The sequence below is a fragment of the Mobilicoccus caccae genome (genome assembly GCF_030161635.1).
GTDB classification, from domain to species: domain Bacteria; phylum Actinomycetota; class Actinomycetes; order Actinomycetales; family Dermatophilaceae; genus Mobilicoccus; species Mobilicoccus caccae.
Map to the genome: position 1 here is coordinate 2,357,521 of NZ_BSUO01000001.1, position 18,018 is coordinate 2,375,538.

The 18,018-nt window shown below is 70.9% G+C and carries 18 protein-coding genes; 13 read left to right on the forward strand and 5 right to left on the reverse strand.

Annotated elements, in window-relative coordinates:
• Window position 1 precedes the first annotated feature (1 nt).
• Complete coding sequence (locus tag QQK49_RS11515; protein WP_284304046.1) at window positions 2–2,515, reverse strand: amidohydrolase family protein; 2,514 nt, start codon at window positions 2,513–2,515, stop codon at window positions 2–4.
• Window positions 2,516–2,983: 468 nt separating this feature from the next.
• On the opposite strand from QQK49_RS11515, the gene QQK49_RS11520 reads away from it, so the two are divergent.
• The 3 genes from QQK49_RS11520 (at window position 2,984) to QQK49_RS11530 (ending at window position 5,554) form a co-directional block, all read left to right on the forward strand.
• The gene (locus tag QQK49_RS11520) at window positions 2,984–3,214 is read left to right on the forward strand and encodes a hypothetical protein (protein WP_284304047.1); all 231 of its coding nucleotides are present in this window, start codon (window positions 2,984–2,986) and stop codon (window positions 3,212–3,214) included.
• 229 nt (window positions 3,215–3,443) lie between these two features.
• Window positions 3,444–3,800, forward strand: coding sequence for a VOC family protein (locus QQK49_RS11525; protein ID WP_284304048.1), 357 nt, complete (start codon window positions 3,444–3,446; stop codon window positions 3,798–3,800).
• A 110-nt stretch (window positions 3,801–3,910) separates the two neighbouring features.
• Window positions 3,911–5,554 (forward strand): alpha/beta hydrolase, encoded by a 1,644-nt coding sequence (locus QQK49_RS11530; RefSeq protein WP_284304049.1) that lies wholly within the window; start codon window positions 3,911–3,913, stop codon window positions 5,552–5,554.
• Window positions 5,555–5,589: 35 nt separating this feature from the next.
• Here QQK49_RS11530 and QQK49_RS11535 read toward each other — a convergent pair whose 3' ends face one another.
• The 3 genes from QQK49_RS11535 to QQK49_RS11545 form a co-directional block, all read right to left on the reverse strand.
• On the reverse strand, window positions 5,590–7,302 hold the full coding sequence (locus QQK49_RS11535; protein ID WP_284304050.1) for a tannase/feruloyl esterase family alpha/beta hydrolase: 1,713 nt from the start codon (window positions 7,300–7,302) through the stop codon (window positions 5,590–5,592).
• A gap of 159 nt (window positions 7,303–7,461) precedes the next feature.
• Window positions 7,462–7,602 (reverse strand): hypothetical protein, encoded by a 141-nt coding sequence (locus QQK49_RS11540; RefSeq protein WP_284304051.1) that lies wholly within the window; start codon window positions 7,600–7,602, stop codon window positions 7,462–7,464.
• A gap of 111 nt (window positions 7,603–7,713) precedes the next feature.
• Window positions 7,714–8,364 (reverse strand): TetR/AcrR family transcriptional regulator, encoded by a 651-nt coding sequence (locus QQK49_RS11545; protein WP_284304052.1) that lies wholly within the window; start codon window positions 8,362–8,364, stop codon window positions 7,714–7,716.
• A 98-nt stretch (window positions 8,365–8,462) separates the two neighbouring features.
• Here QQK49_RS11545 and QQK49_RS11550 point away from each other — a divergent pair, with 98 nt between their 5' ends.
• The 8 genes from QQK49_RS11550 (at window position 8,463) to QQK49_RS11580 (ending at window position 14,932) form a co-directional block, all read left to right on the forward strand.
• The gene (locus tag QQK49_RS11550; protein WP_284304053.1) at window positions 8,463–9,680 is read left to right on the forward strand and encodes an acetyl-CoA C-acetyltransferase; all 1,218 of its coding nucleotides are present in this window, start codon (window positions 8,463–8,465) and stop codon (window positions 9,678–9,680) included.
• Window positions 9,680–10,204, forward strand: coding sequence for an SDR family NAD(P)-dependent oxidoreductase (locus QQK49_RS11555; protein ID WP_348536172.1), 525 nt, complete (start codon window positions 9,680–9,682; stop codon window positions 10,202–10,204). The genes QQK49_RS11550 and QQK49_RS11555 overlap by 1 nt, the downstream gene beginning before the upstream one ends.
• Window positions 10,093–10,461, forward strand: coding sequence for an SDR family oxidoreductase (locus QQK49_RS22830; RefSeq protein WP_348536173.1), 369 nt, complete (start codon window positions 10,093–10,095; stop codon window positions 10,459–10,461). Before QQK49_RS11555 ends, QQK49_RS22830 begins: the two co-directional genes overlap by 112 nt.
• Window position 10,462: 1 nt before the next feature.
• A complete protein-coding gene (locus tag QQK49_RS11560; protein WP_284304054.1) occupies window positions 10,463–11,242 on the forward strand; it encodes an SDR family oxidoreductase in 780 nt (259 codons plus the stop codon).
• A gap of 63 nt (window positions 11,243–11,305) precedes the next feature.
• Window positions 11,306–12,067: an SDR family oxidoreductase gene (locus tag QQK49_RS11565; protein ID WP_284304055.1), complete on the forward strand. Its 762-nt coding sequence runs from the start codon at window positions 11,306–11,308 to the stop codon at window positions 12,065–12,067.
• Between the two features lie 45 nt (window positions 12,068–12,112).
• Complete coding sequence (locus tag QQK49_RS11570) at window positions 12,113–12,565, forward strand: MaoC family dehydratase (RefSeq protein WP_284304056.1); 453 nt, start codon at window positions 12,113–12,115, stop codon at window positions 12,563–12,565.
• Window positions 12,562–13,710: a phosphotransferase family protein gene (locus tag QQK49_RS11575; RefSeq protein WP_284304057.1), complete on the forward strand. Its 1,149-nt coding sequence runs from the start codon at window positions 12,562–12,564 to the stop codon at window positions 13,708–13,710. Before QQK49_RS11570 ends, QQK49_RS11575 begins: the two co-directional genes overlap by 4 nt.
• A gap of 1 nt (window position 13,711) precedes the next feature.
• Window positions 13,712–14,932, forward strand: coding sequence for an acyl-CoA dehydrogenase family protein (locus QQK49_RS11580; RefSeq protein ID WP_284304058.1), 1,221 nt, complete (start codon window positions 13,712–13,714; stop codon window positions 14,930–14,932).
• A gap of 48 nt (window positions 14,933–14,980) precedes the next feature.
• On the opposite strand, the gene QQK49_RS11585 is transcribed toward QQK49_RS11580, so the two are convergent.
• Window positions 14,981–16,246 carry a PucR family transcriptional regulator gene (locus QQK49_RS11585; RefSeq protein ID WP_284304059.1) on the reverse strand — a complete coding sequence of 422 codons (1,266 nt, stop codon included), beginning with the start codon at window positions 16,244–16,246 and terminating at the stop codon, window positions 14,981–14,983.
• A 177-nt stretch (window positions 16,247–16,423) separates the two neighbouring features.
• Between QQK49_RS11585 and QQK49_RS11590 the strand changes: the two genes are divergently transcribed.
• Window positions 16,424–17,269 (forward strand): ABC transporter ATP-binding protein, encoded by an 846-nt coding sequence (locus QQK49_RS11590; RefSeq protein ID WP_284304060.1) that lies wholly within the window; start codon window positions 16,424–16,426, stop codon window positions 17,267–17,269.
• Window positions 17,269–17,973 (forward strand): ABC transporter ATP-binding protein, encoded by a 705-nt coding sequence (locus tag QQK49_RS11595; RefSeq protein ID WP_284304061.1) that lies wholly within the window; start codon window positions 17,269–17,271, stop codon window positions 17,971–17,973. Before QQK49_RS11590 ends, QQK49_RS11595 begins: the two co-directional genes overlap by 1 nt.
• Window positions 17,974–18,018: the final 45 nt, after the last annotated feature.

Below are 18,018 nucleotides of genomic sequence, written 5' to 3' on the forward strand. Positions count from 1 at the left end.
GTCATCGGCGGGCGCAGCAGGCGTCGGCGGCGATGTCCCGGCCGACGGCGCCCCAATGCGCGGCGCCGACTCCCGCGAGAGTCCGCCCCAGCCCCGGGCCGGCGCCCTCGTCGGTGAACGGCGCGAGGACCTGCTCCTGCGTGACCAGGCGACCGTTCGTCATGACTCGCGAGGTCCGCACAAGGTCGTCGACGTCGGTGAACGGATCACCGTCGACGAACGTGAGGTCGGCGACCTTGCCCGCGGTCACGGTGCCGAGCCGGTCGGCCACCCCCATGATCGTCGCCGGCCACACCGTTGCGGTGCGCAGCACGTCGGCGAGCGGGATGCCGCCGCGGACCATCGCCCGGAGTCCCGTGTGCCACGAGATCCCCGGCGGCACGATCGGTGCGTCGCTGCCGGCGAGCAGGATGCCGCCTGCCTCCAGCAGCCGCTTGTACGCAGCGATCTCGGCGGCGAGCGTCTGCTGCATCGCGGGTGTCGTCGCGGGGAGTTCGGCGAGCAGGGCCGACACCCACGGCGGCATGAGGGTGCGCACCCGGGGGTCGTTCAGGAGCCGCGGATCGTCGGCGACGTACTGCAGCGAGTCGAACGGCGTGACGATGACCCGGAACGCGCCCTTGCCGACGAGGGCCGCCACGTCCTGATAGATGTGCCCGGCCGGTGACTGGGAGTAGCTGTACTCCAGGCGCTGCGTGGCCGACAGGTGGGTGATCATGTCGAGCCCCGCCGAGAGGCCCTGTGCGAGCAGGTGGGTGCCCGAAGGGACGCCGAGGTCGGCGTGCGCCACCTGCGCGGCCCGCTCCATCATCGGCATCGGTGTGCGCACGTAGGTCTTGATGTAGTCGTAGCGCAGCTCGCGGGCCCGCCGCAGCGACCGCTCCAGACCCTCCATCGTCGCGAACGCCCGCGTCGGCGGGTGCGAGGTCCGGGTGCCGTCGAACAGCTCTCCGGCCGTGAAGTGCCGTCCACCCACGAAGTCGCCCGAGGCCAGCGATTCGCGATGGTTGAGCCCCTCGTAGGCGATCGAGCCCATCGAGATGTTCGTCGTGATGCCGTAGGCGAGCATGAGCCCGAAGTAGCGCCCACCGAAGGCCTGCTGCTCGGTCGGGTGGTTGTGGCAGTCCCACAGACCGGGCAGGACAGTCTGCTCGGATGCGTCGACAAACCGGGCGTCGTCCCGGTCGGCGCGCGCCGAGCTCCGGTGCGGCTCGACGGCGACGATCCGGTTGTGCTTGACCAGCACGTCGACGTCCTCACGCGGTGCGTCGCCCGTGCCGTCCCACAGACGTCCGGCGTGCACCCGCACCGTGCCGTTCGGACGCTCGCGGCGGTAGTGGATGCGCGGCGTCGGGGCCGTCGAGGTGCGTCCCGAGGGCACGTCGACCCGCCGCAGCCGCCGACCCGCCAGGTGCCAGATCGTGCGGGAGTCGGCCGTCCACGACGGGGCATCGGCGGCGTCGGAGGTGAGGCGACGCGGCTCCCCCGCGGGCGCCCCCTCCGGCGTCACCGGCAGCACCCACAACGCCGACTCCATGACGAACGCCATCCACTTGCCGTCCGGCGACCACACGGGACCGCAGTCGCCGCGGTCCGACAGCGAGCCGTGCGGCACCGGCGAATACATGCGCACCGCACGGGAGGCGACGTCGATCACCTTGATCTGGTTGTAGCCCTCACGGAACCGGGTGTTGATGGTGCTGCGGTCGTTGTAGGCGATGAACCGGCCGTCGGGCGACCAGCTCGGCGGGCCGACCCGCTCCCGCCCGGCGACGGGATCGGCGATGACGCGGTGCTCACCCGAGGCCAGGTCGAGGACGCGGATGGAGTTGCGCTCGTCCTGGAACGCGAGCTGCGCGCCGTCGGGCGAGAGCGCCGGGTCGAACTGTGCACCGGCGAGCTCGGTGAGCCGCGTGTGCCGACGAGTGCGCAGGTCGTAGCGGTAGATCGCGAGCAGCCCCTCGCGGTCGCTGGAGTACAGCAGCGAACGTCCGTCGCGCGCCCAGGACAGGCTGCCGACGGTGTACGCCCGCCCCGGATCGAGGAGTTGCTGCGGATTCCGGTTGCCCCGCCGCAACCAGATGCGATTGAGCGCGATGAACGCGAGCGTCCTGCCGTCCGGGGAGATCCGCGGGGTGACCAGACCGACCGCCGTCGAGGGGCCGGGGCGGGCCGGGTCGACGACCTTGAGGGTGTAGGCCTCGCGCTCGATCTCGAAGTTCGCGGTGAACGGGATGACGCGCTTCGCACCGGAGCGCAGATCACGCACCCGGACGACTCCGTCTGCGGTGTAGAGGAGTCGGTCCGTCTCCAGCCAGCGCGGCGGGGCGATGAAGACGTCCTCACCCGGCTCGCTGACGCGGCGTCCGTCGACGTGGACCTCACCGGTACCACCCGCGTCGGCGAAGACGAGGTAGGCCAGGCGCCCCTCCGGCGACAGTGAAGGCCGCTCGATACGGCTGCCCTCGGGAGCGGTGCGGACGGTCTCGACGGCGCCCTCACCGCCGACGGCCACCCGCGCCAGCGTCGTTCGGTCACGGACGAAGACGAGGCTGCGGCCGTCGGCCGCCCAGGTGGGGGCGTAGTCGTTGGCCTTGCCCGACGTCTGACGCTCGAGATCGCACCGTCGGCGTCGATCGTCCAGATGTCGTAGGAACCCTCCTCCGCACGATCGGAGGCGAACGCGATGCGACGCCCGTCCGGTGACCAGGCCATCTCGCGGTCGTCGAACGGGCCGTCGGTGAGACGCTTCAGGCCCGAGCCGTCGGGAGCGCAGACATAGACGTGGTAGTTGCCGGTCTCGAACGCCTGGAACGCGAGTAGCCCTGCCTTCGGCGACCAGTCGGGTCGTGCGGGTTCGAGCGTGGCGTCGGTGATCGGACGCGCCTGCCCGCCCTGCGCCGGCATCCGCCACACCACGCCCTGCAGGTCGAGGAACATCGAGCCGTCGGGTCCGGGGGTCGCCGAGAGGTTCGTGCCCTCCTTGAGCCGCACGACGATCTTCGTCGAGGCCGCCGCGGCCTCCGGGCTGACCGCCCGCACCGTCGCCCGCGCCTGTTCGCTGCTCAGCAGAGGTACGGAGGCTCCCACGCCGGCGGCGGCGAGGAACGTGCGCCGACTGAATCCGGAGGCGGCGCTCCGGTCCGCTTCGTTCGGGGCCGACGGGGGACGTGTGGACGACGTGGTCATCTGGATCTCCTTGCCCGAGAGCTGATTCCGCTGGCCGCGGGCTCGTGGTCTGTCAACCTAGCGCGGAGACGGTCGTCAACGGGGCTCGAAGCTTCGGCCGTCAGGTCGACCTCGCCACCCCGGGGTCATACCGCCGAGAAATCGGTGCTGCGGCTGGAGGAGCCCGCACACTCCCACGGATGCGCGCAGCAGCGGGGTCCGCCCGTGCAGGATTCTGCGCTGCCGTCGTGGACCGATCGTGCCTAGGGTGCGACATGGCCATTGCGCGGAATCCCGTCGTCATGCTCGATTGCCCCGACCCGCAGGTCCTCGCCGAGTTCTACGCTGCGTTGCTCGGGTGGGAGGTCCACCCCGGCGAGGAGTGGTGGTCCATCTCGGGCGATCACGGCGCCTCGATCTGCTTTCAGAAGGTCGCGGGCTACACGCCTCCCCGGTGGCCGGGGCAGGACGCTCCCCAGCAGATGCACATCGACGTCGACGTGGATGACCTCGACGTCGCCGAGGCGGCCGTCATCGACCTCGGCGCGACGAAGCACGAGCACCAACCGGGCACCACGTTCCGGGTGTTCCTCGACCCCGCCGGACACCCGTTCTGCCTCTGCCACGGCTGACGCCCTCCGCGCCGAGCACCACCTCGACCCGGAATGACCCACATCGCTCGACGCGCTCGTGGTGCTCCAGCAGAATCAGGCACCTCATCGTCGATCCGAGGGGCTCCTCCATGACCCGCCTGCGCCGCCTCACCACCGCCGTCACGACCGCGCTGCTCATCGGCCCGTTGATCGCGATCGCACCGGCCACCGGCGCCGGGATCGCACACCGCGACTCCTCGGCGTCGCCCGCGCCCTCGCCCGAGTCACGGTTCGTGCCGCCGACCGACTGCACCGCGCAGGTCGGGATGCCGCAGCAGGGGCCACTGCCCGGATACCGGGTGCCCGACGCCACGCACGGCCACGTCTGCATCGGCTTCACCCCGACACCGCTCGCGCCCGCCGGCTCCCGCACCGACTACCGCGTGACCGCGTTCACCGACCAGGCCCTGCGCAGCCGCTACCGGGAGTGCCACGCCGCCGGCGGGTGCGCGGCCGATGCCCAGCTCGACTCCTACGAGCCCCAGACCTTTCGCCTCACCGGATCCGTCGTGCCCTTCGGCAAGATCGACCCCGACGACGCCAACCTCGACCTGAGCGCCATCCGCCGGCCCGGGTTCTTCGCCCGCGCGCCGTTCACCGAACCCATCGCTGCCGCCGAGAAGCGCACGACGACGGTGGAGTTCACCGTTCCCGCCGAGCGGTTCGACGTCGAACACGGCCACCCCGCGGCGGTCAAGCTGCGCGGGTGGTACCTGGCCGGCAAGGGCGTCGCCGACCGCCGCGGTGAGCGCCGACGCTCCCTCGTCATCCTCATCGGGGGCCGCACCATCGAGACGACGACGACACAGGACCCGAAGGACCCGCTGTACGTGCGCACCGGCGACGGTCGATGGGCGAATGCGGACTACCCGCAGAAGGGTTCGCTGACCGAGAGCTGGGGCGGACCCGCCTGGCGCTCCTACCTGCGATCCCTCAACGAGGCCGGCTTCGACGTCCTCACCTTCGACAAGCGCGGCCACGGGATCTCCGGCGGCCGCACCCCCGACAACACCTTCCAGCAGGGCCTGGACATGCTCCGCGCGGTCGACGCGCTGCGCTCCGGTCGCGGCCTGCGCACCCTCGGGCCCGACGGCGTCACCCGCACCGGCACTGCCGCGGCGCGCGCGGTCGTGCCGCCGCGGGAGCGGGCTCGGATGCCGATCCTCCTCGGCGGCTCGAGCCAGGGCTCGTACACGACGCAGTGGGCCATGCACGCCAACACCCGACGCTGGTGCGAGGTCGACCGGCCGCGTGGCGGACCCTGCCACAAGCCGTGGGGCATTCCGAACATCAAGGGAGCCATCCTGCTCGCCGCCCTGCCCGGCTTCCCTCGCTCCGAACCCGACCAGATCGCTCTCGAAGGTGCGCGCCGCGAGCGTCTCGGGCTCGTCCGCTACCCCTCCTCCGAGCCGCTGGCCGGCATCGGCTCCTGGCCGGCCGTCTTCTTCGGCAAGGGCCTGACCGACGACGTGGCCGGTCCGCTCGGCACGTTCGACGCCTACCGTCGCGCCCGCCCGGCCGGTCGCGAGCTGCTGTTCGTGCGCGGTCCCCACTCCGAACTCGCCTGGGGAGACCGCGCGACAAGGCTCGTGCAGCGCCGCATGGTGGCGTTCGCGACGCGCGCGGTCACCGGCCGGCCGACGACACAGCGCCGGTTCACCGACCTGCGCCAGGCCGTCGCCGCCAGCCCGCCCCTCTACGCCCCGACGACGAGCCCGACGCCGCTGCCCTGACCCGCCGGACGGTGCGCCACGGCTGCGTCCCTACCTCACCTGCGCACGCAGCGGAAGCTGCTCGCCGCGTCGACGTCGCCGCCGACATAGCGCGGCCACGTGGGGTAGTCGCACAACGGACGGGTGCGTCCGGTCGAGACGCCGACGCGATCGGTGACCACCTGGGCGCGGGGCGAGCGTCCCCGTTCGACCCACCGGGTGAGGGCGGGCACCGAGTCCCATTCGGCGTTGAACACCGTGCTCGCCGCGTGACCGTAGCCGGGAATCTCGTAGTACCGCACCATCTGTCGAGTCAGCCGCGGACCGAGGTCGGAGTTCAGCCGGTCCATGAGCCGCTGGGTGGCGCGGTTGCTCACGAGGCCGTCGTGGAGGCCGTGCGCCATGAGGATCTTGCCGCCACGACGCGCGAAGGTGCGCAGGCCGCGCGGGTCGACGTCCTGGAGACGACTCAACTCGACGATCCGCTCCTGCCACGTTCCTGGCCGGGCGGGATCCAGTGACAGCGAGTCGAATCCGGGGTCGCGGGTGACGGCGTGGCGCACCCACTCGTCCCAGAACGTCGCCCCGTACGGCGGGCTCCCCGCCGCGAGCACCGGTGGCATCGGCGTGGTCGGCGGCACCAGCCCGAGCGTGAGCGAGGAGACCGTCGCCTGCAGCGGGTGGTCGTGGACGCGACCGAAATCGGTTCCCCACGTGGTGAATCCGGGGTAACCGCGCTCCCCGTTCGCCAGGCGGTAGGGCAGCCGCAGGGGCGTGTCGAGGGTACGGAACGAGCGGATCTGCTCATCTGAAAGACACGTGTCGCCGGTGTCCTCACCACCGGCGCACCGCAGCGGCACCGCACCGACGCGCGCCGTCGCCGGATCGAACACCGCATCGCAACGCTTCTGGTTCGAGATGACGCCGTCGCGCACACCGTCCAGGCCGTCGCAGGTCTGCAGGGCCGCGGTGAACAGGGCAGTCCTCTTCGCCGGGTTCGGATACGCCCCGGATTTCGCGAGTTGCCGTGTCATGCGCCCGAAGTCGAGGTTGAGCGCCACCGCGTTCCACGCCGGGTAGAGCACGAGGGCGCCGTCGAACTCCCGCGGCCACCGACTCACCGCGAGCAACGCCTCGCGGCCACCGGTCGAGCCGCCGGCGACGTAGCGGTACCGCGGATCGCTGCCGTACCGCAGCGACGTGAGCCGCATGGCGACGTCGTGGGTCTTCTTCAGCGCGTCGCCGGCGAAGTTGCGCAGAGCCTCGTCGTTCAGCGCGAACCGCCCGTCGCGGCTGGTCGCGGGCCCGGCCTGATGGCCCGAGTCGCTGCCGTAGGTGACGTAGCCCTGCGCGAGCGGCGTCAGGCCGGCCGCCGGGCCCGCCGGCACCTGAGCGAGCCCGGTGACGAGCGTGCCGTTCATCCCGCCCCCGCCGAAGAGCATCGAACGGTGGTTCCACTCGTCAGGCAGGTTGACCTGGAACCGGATCGGCGGCGCGGACCGGTCGACGGGGTGGATCTCGCTGGTCACCTGGCAGTAGGCGCCCGTCGCAGGCGTGTTCAAGGAGGTGGCCGCCGTGATGGTCGCCCCGCGCGTGGGGAGGTCGATCACGTCGTGCGGGATCGGCGCTCCGAGATCCGCACACCCGGCGGGACGGGTGTCGGACGTGTCGGCGCCCGGCTCCGCAGCGCGTGCGGCTCCCGGCAGGGCGCTCCCGGCCAGGGCGGCGCAGACCGCGACGGACAGGACTCGCAGGATCGGACGGACCATCGTCGCCTCCACGGTGGGGTGATGTGCGAGTCACTGTAGGTGCTGCGATGTGCCCGGATGCGGGGTGGAGCATCACCTTTCAGAGGGCCTCGACGACTGCGCCACTGCTCGACCGGACGCCCCCGAGAACCGGACGGGCACAGCTGGATCGGCCCATTCTCAGGCGCTGGTGGACGCGGAGCGCGCCGAGGTGCCGGCGCCACCGTGGCCGGCGAGAGCCGGGGCGAGCGGAGCCGCCCCGAGGAAGACGAGCCCACCGGGGTTCGCAGCGCGCTCACCGTCGCCTCCGCGCTGCGCCACCAGGCCGCCTCTCGGCCGGCGGTGTGTCCCCGGCGAGCGAGATCGTTCCATGCCACCACCACATCCGCGCAGGTCAGGCCGATGGCGTGAAGCCTCGGCTCGTCCATGACGTCAGTAGATCGCCCCGGTCCACCCACGGCAATCGGATATCCGTGAGCGCGATGACTCAGTGCTGGGCGCCCACCATGCGCAGGACGGTGTCGCGGTAGTGGGCGGCCACGTCGTCGGTCGTCCACTCCCCTGCGGGTTGTACCAGCGTGAGATGTCGATGCCGAGGGAGATCAGCGACACCGCCGTCATCGACGCGTCGGGGGCGTCGAACTCCCCCGCGGCGATCCCCGCGGCCACGATCGAACGGAAGACCGTGTCGATGCCGCGGCGCAGGGCCGTGACCTCCGCGCGGTGCTCGGGGCTCAGGGACCCCAACTCGTAGTTGACGACCCGCGCCCGCACGTGACCCTCGGCGTGCCAGGCACCGAACGCGTAGGCGACACGCGACAACCGTTCGGTGGGCGTGACGCCCTGCGCCGATGCCTCCTGGATGGCACTCAGCACCCGCTGATGTCCATGGAGTGAGATCGCGTAGAGCAGCTCCTCCTTGGAGCGGTGATGGGCGTACATCGCCGCCGGACTCATGCCGGCGCGGGCGGAGATGTCGCGAGTCGTGGTGCCGTGGAAGCCCCGTTCGGCGAAGGCCTCGGTGGCGGCCGCGAGCAGCCGGCCCGAGGACGGGCTCGTCGACGACGACGTGTTCGCTCTCACCACGGCAGCCCTCCGGTGGTCTCTTGACGGGTGGCCCGTCATGAGTGAGAGTAAGCAAACGCTCACCGCAGAGCAAGCGCTTAGTCATTGGAGATGAGATGCCGGAAGCCGTGATCGTCGCCACCGCCCGTTCCCCGATCGGACGCGCGTTCAAGGGGTCTCTGACCTCGATGCGACCCGACGACATGACCGCACAGATGGTGCGCGCCGCCCTCGACAAGGTGCCGCAGCTCGACCCGACGCTGATCGACGACCTCATCCTCGGCACCGGATCCCCTGCCGGCGAGGGCGGGTACAACATGGCCAAGGTCGTCGCCACCCTCCTCGGCATGGACCACCTGCCGGGCACGACGGTCAACCGCTACTGCTCCTCCAGCCTGCAGACCACGCGCATGGCGATGCACGCCATCCGCGCCGGTGAGGGCCACGTCTTCATCTCCGCCGGCGTCGAGGCCGTGAGCCGCTTCGGCAACGGCGCGGCCGACGGATACCCCGACACGAAGAACCCGGTGTTCGCGCAGGCCCAGGCCCGCACCGAGGCCGCCGCGGCCGGTGGCACCACCTGGCACGACCCGCGCAAGAGCGGCGAGCTGCCCGACATCTACATCGCCATGGGCCAGACGGCCGAGAACGTCGCGCAGCTCACCGGCACCACCCGCGAGGACCAGGACCGCTTCGGTGTCCGCAGCCAGAACCTCGCCGAGAAGGCCATCGCCGACGGCTTCTGGGCCAAGGACATCACCCCCATCACCCTCCCCGATGGCACGGTGGTCAGCACCGACGACGGCCCCCGCGCCGGAGTCACCTACGAGAAGGTGTCGACCCTCGACCCGGTGTTCCGCCCCGACGGCACCGTGACCGCCGGCAACTGCTGCGCCCTCAACGACGGCGCGGCGGCGGTCGTCATCATGAGCGACACGAAGGCCGCCGAGCTCGGGCTCACGCCACTGGCGCGCATCGTCTCCACCGGACTCACCGGCCTGTCACCGGAGATCATGGGCCTCGGCCCGGTCGAGGCCAGCCGCAAGGCCTTGGCGCTGGCCGGCATGAGCATCTCCGACATCGACCTCGTCGAGATCAACGAGGCGTTCGCCGCGCAGGTCCTGCCCTCGGCACGTGAGCTCGGCATCGACGAGGACCGTCTCAACGTCAACGGCGGTGCCATCGCGATCGGCCACCCCTTCGGCATGACCGGCGCCCGCATCACGAGCACCCTGATCAACTCCCTGCAGCACCACGACAAGCAGTTCGGCCTCGAGACCATGTGCGTCGGCGGCGGGCAGGGCATGGCCATGATCCTGGAGAGGTTGAGCTGATGGCAGACCAGAACGGACGCCTGGCAGGCACGACGACGATCGTCACCGGAGCCAGTCGCGGCATCGGACGCGGCATCGCCGCGCAGGTGCTCGCCGAGGGCGGCAACGTCGTCATCACGGCCCGTAAACAGGAACCCCTCGACGCGGCCGCGGCCGAGCTGGCCGACCAGGCACCGGGCGGAGCCGCAGAGCGGGTGCTCGCCGTCGCCGGCAAGGCCGACGACCCCACCCATCGCGACGACGTCATCGCCCAAACCCTCGAGCGGTTCGGCTCGCTGGAGCACCTCGTCAACAACGCCGGCATCAACCCCGTGTACGGGCCCCTCATGGATCTCGACCTCGACGCCGCACGCAAGATCACCGAGGTCAACGCCATCGGCGCCCTGGCCTGGGTGCAGGCCGTCCACCGCGCGTGGATGGGCGAGCACGGGGGTCGATCGTCAACGTCGCCTCCGTCGCCGGTCTGCGCCCTGCGCCCGGCATCGACTTCTACGGCGCGTCCAAGGCGATGCTCGTCGCGCTGACCCGTTCTCTCGCCGTCGAACTCGGCCCGACGATCCGCGTCAACGCCGTGGCGCCGGCCGTGGTCAAGACCCGGTTCGCCGAGCAACTCGTGGCGAACGCGCAGGACACCGTGCACGAGACCTACCCGCTCGCGCGCTTCGGTGAGCCCGAGGACATCGCCCACGCCGTCACCTACCTGCTCTCGGAGGACAGCTCGTGGGTGACCGGGCAGATCCACGTCCTCGACGGCGGTGCCCTGCTCAAGGGCGGTGTCTGAGGTGGATCTCGACGGAGCCGGAGTCGTCGTCACCGGAGCCGCCCGCGGCATCGGTGAGGCCATCGCCCGGCGCCTGCACGCCGGTGGTGCCCGCCTCGTGCTCGCCGACCGCGACGCCGCCGAACTCCAGGCGTTGGCCGACGAACTGGGCGCCCACGCCGTCGCGGGCGACGTCGCCTCCGACGCCGGTGTCGCCACGCTCGTCGCCGCTGCCCGCAATCACCTCGGCCGCATCGACGTGTTCTACGCCAACGCCGGCATCGGCCTGCTCACCGGCCTGGCCGAGACCACCGACGAGCAGTGGGAGCAGGTGTTCGCCGTCAACGTCATGGCCCACGTGCGCGCCGCCCGACACCTGCTGCCCGTGTGGGAGGAGCAGGGCGGCGGCCGGTTCGTCGTCACCGCCTCGGCCGCGGGGCTGCTGACGATGCTCGGCGACCCCTCCTACTCCGCGAGCAAGCACGCCGCCGTCGGATTCGCCGAGTGGCTGTCGGCCAGCTACCGCCACCGCGGCGTCGTGGTGCAGGCCATCTGCCCGCAGGGCGTGGCCACCCGGATGCTCGACGGTTCCGGCGGGCTCGCCGGCCTGCTCAGCCACGACCGGGCCCTGGCCCCGGCCGAGGTCGCCGAGGCCGCTGCCGCCGCCCTCGACTCCGAGGCGTTCTACGTCCTGCCCCACCCGGAGGTGGCCGACTACTCCGCGCTGCGCGCGACCGATCCCGACCGGTGGCTCACCGGCATGAACAAGCTGCAGCGCAAGTTCGAGGCGGCCTCGACCTGAGGCCGCCCCGCGCGCACCCGCATCGATCTTGACACCGACATCCACACGATCACAGGAGATCTCGTGAACGACTCGACTCAGCGCGTCGCCATCGTCACCGGAGCCGCCCGCGGCATCGGGGCCGGCGTCGTCGCCCGACTGGCGCAGGACGGCATGGCCGTCGCGGTTCTCGACCTCGACGAGGCCGCCTGCCAGAAGGTGGTCGACACCATCACCGCCGACGGTGGCCGCGCCCTCGCGGTGGGCTGCGACGTCAGCGACCCCGACAAGGTCGAGGCGGCGGTGGCCCGCGTCGCCGACGAACTCGGCCCGCCCGTCGTGCTCATCAACAACGCTGGCATCATCCGCGACAACATGCTGTTCAAGATGACCGTCGAGGAGTGGGACGCCGTGATGAACGTGCACCTGCGCGGCGCGTTCCTCATGAGCAAGGCATGCCAGGCGCACATGACCCAGGTCGGGTTCGGCCGCATCGTCAACCTCTCCTCGACCTCGGCCCTGGGCAATCGTGGGCAGGCCAACTACGCCGCCGCCAAGGCCGGCATGCAAGGCTTCACCAAGACCCTCGCGATCGAGCTGGGCAAGTTCGGCATCACCGCCAACGCCATCGCCCCCGGATTCATCGAGACCGAGATGACCCACGCGACCGCCGAGCGCATGGGCATCGCCTGGGAGGACTTCGCCAAGTACATGACCACCCAGATCCCGGTCGGGCGCAGCGGCACCCCCGCCGACATCGCCGCGGCGGCCTCGTTCTTCTGCCGTGAGGACGCGGGCTTCGTCAGCGGCCAGGTCATGTATGTCGCCGGCGGGCCCAAGGCCTGACGCATCACCCCCACCACAGCCGGACGACACGAAGGAGTGTGAGCGATGAAGGTGTTCGCAGGGATCGAGGAGTTCGAGGCTGCTGTCGGTACGCAGCTGGGCACGAGCGAGTGGATCGAGGTGACCCAGCAGATGATCGACGACTTCGCGGATGCCACCCACGACCATCAGTGGATCCACGTGGACCCCGAGCGTGCGAAGGACGGCCCGTTCGGGACGACCATCGCCCACGGGTACCTCACCTTGTCCCTGGTGTCGGCGATCTTCGCGCAGGTCTACAAGGTGGAGCAGCTGAAGCTGGGGCTCAACTACGGCAGCAACAAGGTCCGCTTTCCCACGGTGGTCCCGGTGAACTCCCGGGTGCGCGGTCACGTCGAACTGATCTCGGTGGCGACGATCCCCATGGGGCGCCAGGCGATCTCCAAGGTCACCATCGAGCTGGAGGGCTCGGAGAAGCCGGCGTGTGTGGCTGAGATCGTGTCGGTTCTGGTTCCATGAGCGGCGGGAGGAGTGAGGAGCGCAGCGACGAGCCCCACACCGCGCGACCAGAGAACATGAGCGGCGGGAGGAGTGAGGAGCGCAGCGACGAGCCCCACACCGCGCAACCACAGAGCACGACTCCCTCCCTCGAGGGGCTCGACCTCGGCCGGTTGGGCGAGTACCTGTCGGTGGAGAAGCCGGATCTGCTGTCGGGCGAGCTGACCGGGGAGCATGTCGCCGGGGGCAAGTCGAACCTCACGTACGTGGTCTCCGACGGCTCGACCAGCGTCGTGGTGCGTCGTCCGCCGATGGGTCACGTGCTGGCCACGGCGCACGACATGAACCGGGAGTACCGGGTGATGACGGCGTTGGCGCCCACCGCCGTGCCGGTGCCGCAGACCTATCTGATGTGCACCGACGAGTCGGTCATCGGTGCGCCGTTCTACGTCATGGAGTATGCGACCGGCACTCCGTTCCGCCGGGCCGACGAGCTCGCGCCGTACGGACCGGAGCGCGCGCAGGCCATCTCGGCGCGGCTCGTGGACATCCTCGTCGACCTGCATGCGGTGGACCCCGCCGAGGTCGGACTCTCCGACTTCGGACGTCCCGAGGGGTTCCTGTCGCGGCAGGTGCGCCGTTGGACCAAGCAGCTGGAGGCCTCCACGAGCCGCGAGCTGCCCGGCGCGCAAGAACTCGCGGCCGACCTCGCGGAGAGCGTCCCCGCCGACGGCGACGTGTCGATCATCCACGGGGACTACCGGCTCGACAACGTCCTCGTGGACGTCGACCACGACGACGAGTTCACGGCCGTCCTCGACTGGGAGATGGCCACGCTCGGCGACCCGCTCTCCGACGTCGCCCTGTTCGCCGTCTACCAGCGGCTCCCCGAGATCGGGTCGGGGTACGCCGTCTCCGACGTCTCGCTCGCCCCCGGCTACCTGCCGGCCCCGCAGTTGCTCGACCGCTACGCCGACCGGAGCGGCCGCGACACCTCGCGGCTGAGCTGGCACCTCGGGCTCGCCTACTTCAAGCTGGCGGCGATCCTCGAGGGAATCCACTACCGCTACATCCACGGCCAGACCGTCGGGGAGGGGTTCGCCGAGGTGGGCAACGCCACGATCCCCCTCATCGCCGCCGGTCGGGCCGCCCTCGAGGAGGACTGACATGGACTTCGCATTCGATTCCCGCACCACCGAACTGCTCGACCGCGTCCGCACGTTCGTCGACGGGAGGGTCGCGCCCGTCGAGGAGGAGTTCGCCGCCGAGGTCGAGGCCCTGCCGGACCGGTGGGCGTTCACTCAGGCCCCCACCCTCAAGCGACTGCAGGACGAGACGCGCGCCGAGGGGTTGTGGAACCTGTTCCTGCCCGGCGAGCGTGGCGCCGGTCTGACCAACCTGCAGTACGCGCCGCTGGCCGAGGCGATGGGCCGGGTGGGGCGCCTCGCGCCGGCGGCGATGAACTGCGCCGCCCCCGACACCGGGAACATGGAGGTGCTGGCCGAGTTCGGCACCCCCGAACAGCAGGAGCAGTGGTTGAAGCCGTTGCTCGCCGGCGAGATCCGCAGCGCCTTCGCCATGACCGAGCCCGACGTCGCCTCCTCCGATGCGACGAACATCGAGACCCGCATCGAGCGCGACGGTGACGAGTACGTCATCACCGGCCGCAAGTGGTGGATCACCGGCGCGATGAACCCCGACGCGAAGATCTTCATCGTCATGGGCAAGACCGACCCGAACGCCGATCGGCACCGCCAGCAGAGTCAGATCCTCGTCCCGCGCGACACCCCCGGGCTCACGGTCGTGCGCGGGATGCAGGTGTACGGCTACGACGACAACGACCACGGCGGCCACGCCGAACTCGTCTTCGACGGCGTGCGCGTGCCCGCGAGCAACCTCATCGGTGAGGAGGGCAGCGGGTTCGCGATCTCCCAGGCGCGGCTCGGCCCGGGCCGGATCCACCACTGCATGCGCTGCATCGGCGTCGGCGAGATGGCCATCGAGGCGATGTGCCGTCGGGCCAACTCCCGCACGGCTTTCGGTCGCACCCTCGGCGAGCAGGGCGTCGTCCGCGACTGGATCGCCGAGGCTCGGGTGCACCTGGAGCAGCTGCGGCTGCTCGTGCTCAAGACGGCGTGGCTCATGGACACCGTCGGCAACAAGGGCGCCCACGCCGAGATCCAGGCCATCAAGGTCGCCACCCCGCGCACCATCGAGTGGATCCTCGACAAGGCGATCCAGACGCACGGTGGCGGCGGTCTCAGCCAGGACTTCCCCCTCGCCCGAGCCGCGGCCCAGGTGCGCACCCTGCGCTTCGCCGACGGCCCCGACGAGGTGCACAAGAACGCCCTCGCCAAGCGCGAACTCAAGCGTTTCGCGGCGGAGTAGAGGCACCGCACCCATCACCGAATCCGGAGGGTGACGCCGAGTCCGGCGTCACCCTGCGGTGTCGGGTGAGCGTCGGTAGGCGAGGAGTGCCAGGGTCAGCAGGACCCTGTCCCGGTTGTCGTGGGGGTCGTGCTTGAGGAGTTCGACGATCTGCTTCATCCGGTAGATGACCGTGTTGCGATGGCACATCAGCGCCGTCGCCGCATGCGTGGGCGAGAGGTCCGCCTCCAGGTACGCCGCGAGGGTGTCGACCAGCACGTCCCGGGCCGAATCCGGAAGCGAGGACAGTCCGCCGAGCACCTCCTCGACCAGCAGGCCCGTCACCTCGGGTGAGGAGGCCAGGAGCAGCTCGGGCAACCGCGCCGTCGTCGAGACCAGCGCCTTGTCGCCGTCGACCTGCGCGGACAGGGTGTCGGCCGCCCTGACGGTGAGGTGATAGGCGCCCGCCACGTCGGTGAACCCGGTGCGCACGTGCATCCACGCCGCCGGCGCGACCAGCGTGCCCGACAACCGCGACAGCACCTCGGTCACGGGCAGCGCTCCCGGAGCGACGAGCCCGACCTGATGCCCGCCACGGATGCGCCACTGCGAGCGCACACCGAACGGCTCGATCGCGTCCTCGGGTGCCCGCAACGGCGGGTCGGCGTTGCCGTGCAGCTCACCGACCACGACCAGCAGCGGCTCGTCCGGACGTAGGCCGAGGTGCTCGCCGGCCTCGCGGGCGAAGACCGGGTCGCTCCCCCGCCCGAGGAGCAGACCGTCCATGGCGCTCGCGCGCCGGCCGTCGTCCAACCGCCGCAACCGCCGGCTCTCCAACCGGTAGGCCTGCACGAGGACGGCGTTCTGCACCTCGAGCGAGCTCCACAGCTCGTGACCGGCCAGGGCCACGATGCGCTGACGCTCGGCCGAGCGGTTGCGGGGGTCGACGGCGAGCAAGGAACGCCACAGCACCCGGCACCCCGTCGTGTACGAGGCCAGCAGCTCCTCCAGGGGAACGCCCTGCCGTGCCCGGCGTCGGGCGAGCGCCCGCCACAGCTCGACGGTGCGCTCGCCTTCCGGGGGTGTCCCGGCCATCGTGCGCAGCCCGAGCCGGATGTGATCGCGCGTCGTGCGGCGGACGTCTGCGGGGTAATCGGGTGGGGTGGTGGCGGATTCGGACCGCGCTGCGAGCAGCTGCGCGGAGATCCGGTCCGCGATGTCGTCGGCATCGGGCAGGAGAGTCGCCCATGCGCGGCGCACAGCATGAGCGTCCTCGGAGGACAAGGACGGTGGCTCGGCGTCTAGGTCCGGCCACATCGGTGTGGTGCGCGACATGAGCACAGCGTGCCAGGCCAGAGGCCACGGAACCACGATCTGGACCCGGCGGATCGGCAATCCTCCGTGATTGGTGAGACAGGCCGACAAACTTTGTGCTCACCGCACATGTCGTGATGGGCGCCACATTGCGCAGAGTAGTCACGACAACGTCGTCGCTTCGCAGGAGGTCCATTCGTGCCCACTACGGCCGATCCGCCGGTGACACCTGCGCGCGGCGCCGCCTCCGAACACCCGGCGGGCCCCCTGTTGTCCCTCAGTGGCGTCACTGTCCGCTTCGGCGGCATCACCGCCCTGAGCGACGTCGGGCTGGAGGTGGCGCCTCACCGGGTCACCGGTCTCATCGGACCCAACGGAGCCGGCAAGACCACCTGCTTCAACGTCGTCTGCGGCTTCGTGCGACCCGACGAGGGGACGATGACGTGGCGCGGGCAGACCCTCGCCAACCCGCCGCGGGCCCACGAGCTCTCCGGCCTCGGCATCTCCCGGACCCTGCAGGGGCTCGGACTGTTCGACCGGATGACGGTGCTCGACAACGTCATGGTCGGTGCCGAGCGCCACGCCCGGGCCGGCTTCTTCTCCACGCTGTTCGGGCTCCCCCGCAGCAGCAAGGAGGAGAAGGCGCTGCGCGAGCGCGCCCATGCCGCGCTGGCCGACCTCGGGATCGCCGCCCACGCCGGACGTCTGCCGGGCAGCCTCCCCTACCCGCTGCGCAAGCGGGTCGCCCTGGCCCGGGCCCTGGTCTCCGACCCCGATCTGCTCATGCTCGACGAGCCGGCCAGCGGCCTGAGCAACGACGAGATGGCCGAACTCGGCGAGATCATCCGCTCGGTGAGCACCCGGGCCGCGGTCCTGCTGGTCGAGCACCACATGGACCTCGTGATGAGCGTGTGCGACCACATCGTCGTCCTCGACTTCGGCAAGGTCATCGCTGCCGGCCCGCCGGAGCGGATCCAGGGGGACGAGGCCGTCCAGGCCGCCTACCTGGGCGAGGTCGCCGACCACGAGGCGGGTGATCACTGATGTTGCAGGTCACCGGACTCACCACCAGCTACGGGCCGGTCAAGGCCCTCGACTCGGTCGACATCACCGCCGAGGACGGGCGGATCACCGCCGTGCTCGGGGCCAACGGCGCCGGCAAGTCGACCCTGCTGCGGAGCATCTCCGGGCTGGTCCGGCCCTCGGCGGGACAGGTGCTCCTCGACGGCAAGGATCTCGTCGGGCTGTCCGCGGAGAAGATGTCGGGACTCGGCCTCGGTCACGTCCCCGAGGGGCGCGGCGTCATCACCGAACTCACCATCGAGGAGAACCTGCGCCTCGGCAGCCTGGGCCGGCGCGCCGGCTCCGATCCCGTTCCGCTGGAACGCGCCTACGAACTCTTCCCCGTGCTGGGTGAGCGGCGCACGGCGCACGCCGAGGTGCTCTCCGGCGGCGAGCGACAGATGCTCGTCATCGGCCGCGCGCTGGTGGCCGCGCCCAAGGTGCTCCTGCTCGACGAACCCTCCCTGGGCCTCGCGCCGCGCATCGTCGCCCAGATCTTCGGCATCGTCCGCGATCTCGTCGAACGCGAGGGCCTGACCGTCGTCCTCGTCGAACAGAACGCCCGCAGCGCGCTGTCGATCGCCGACACCGGCGTCGTCCTCAACCTCGGACGCGTCATCACCACCCGCCCCGCCGCCGAACTCGCCGAAGACGAGGGGTTGCGTCATGCCTACCTCGGCTTCTGAGGCGCCCGTCCCCCACCGCACCGCACCGTCGGAGATACGGAGATT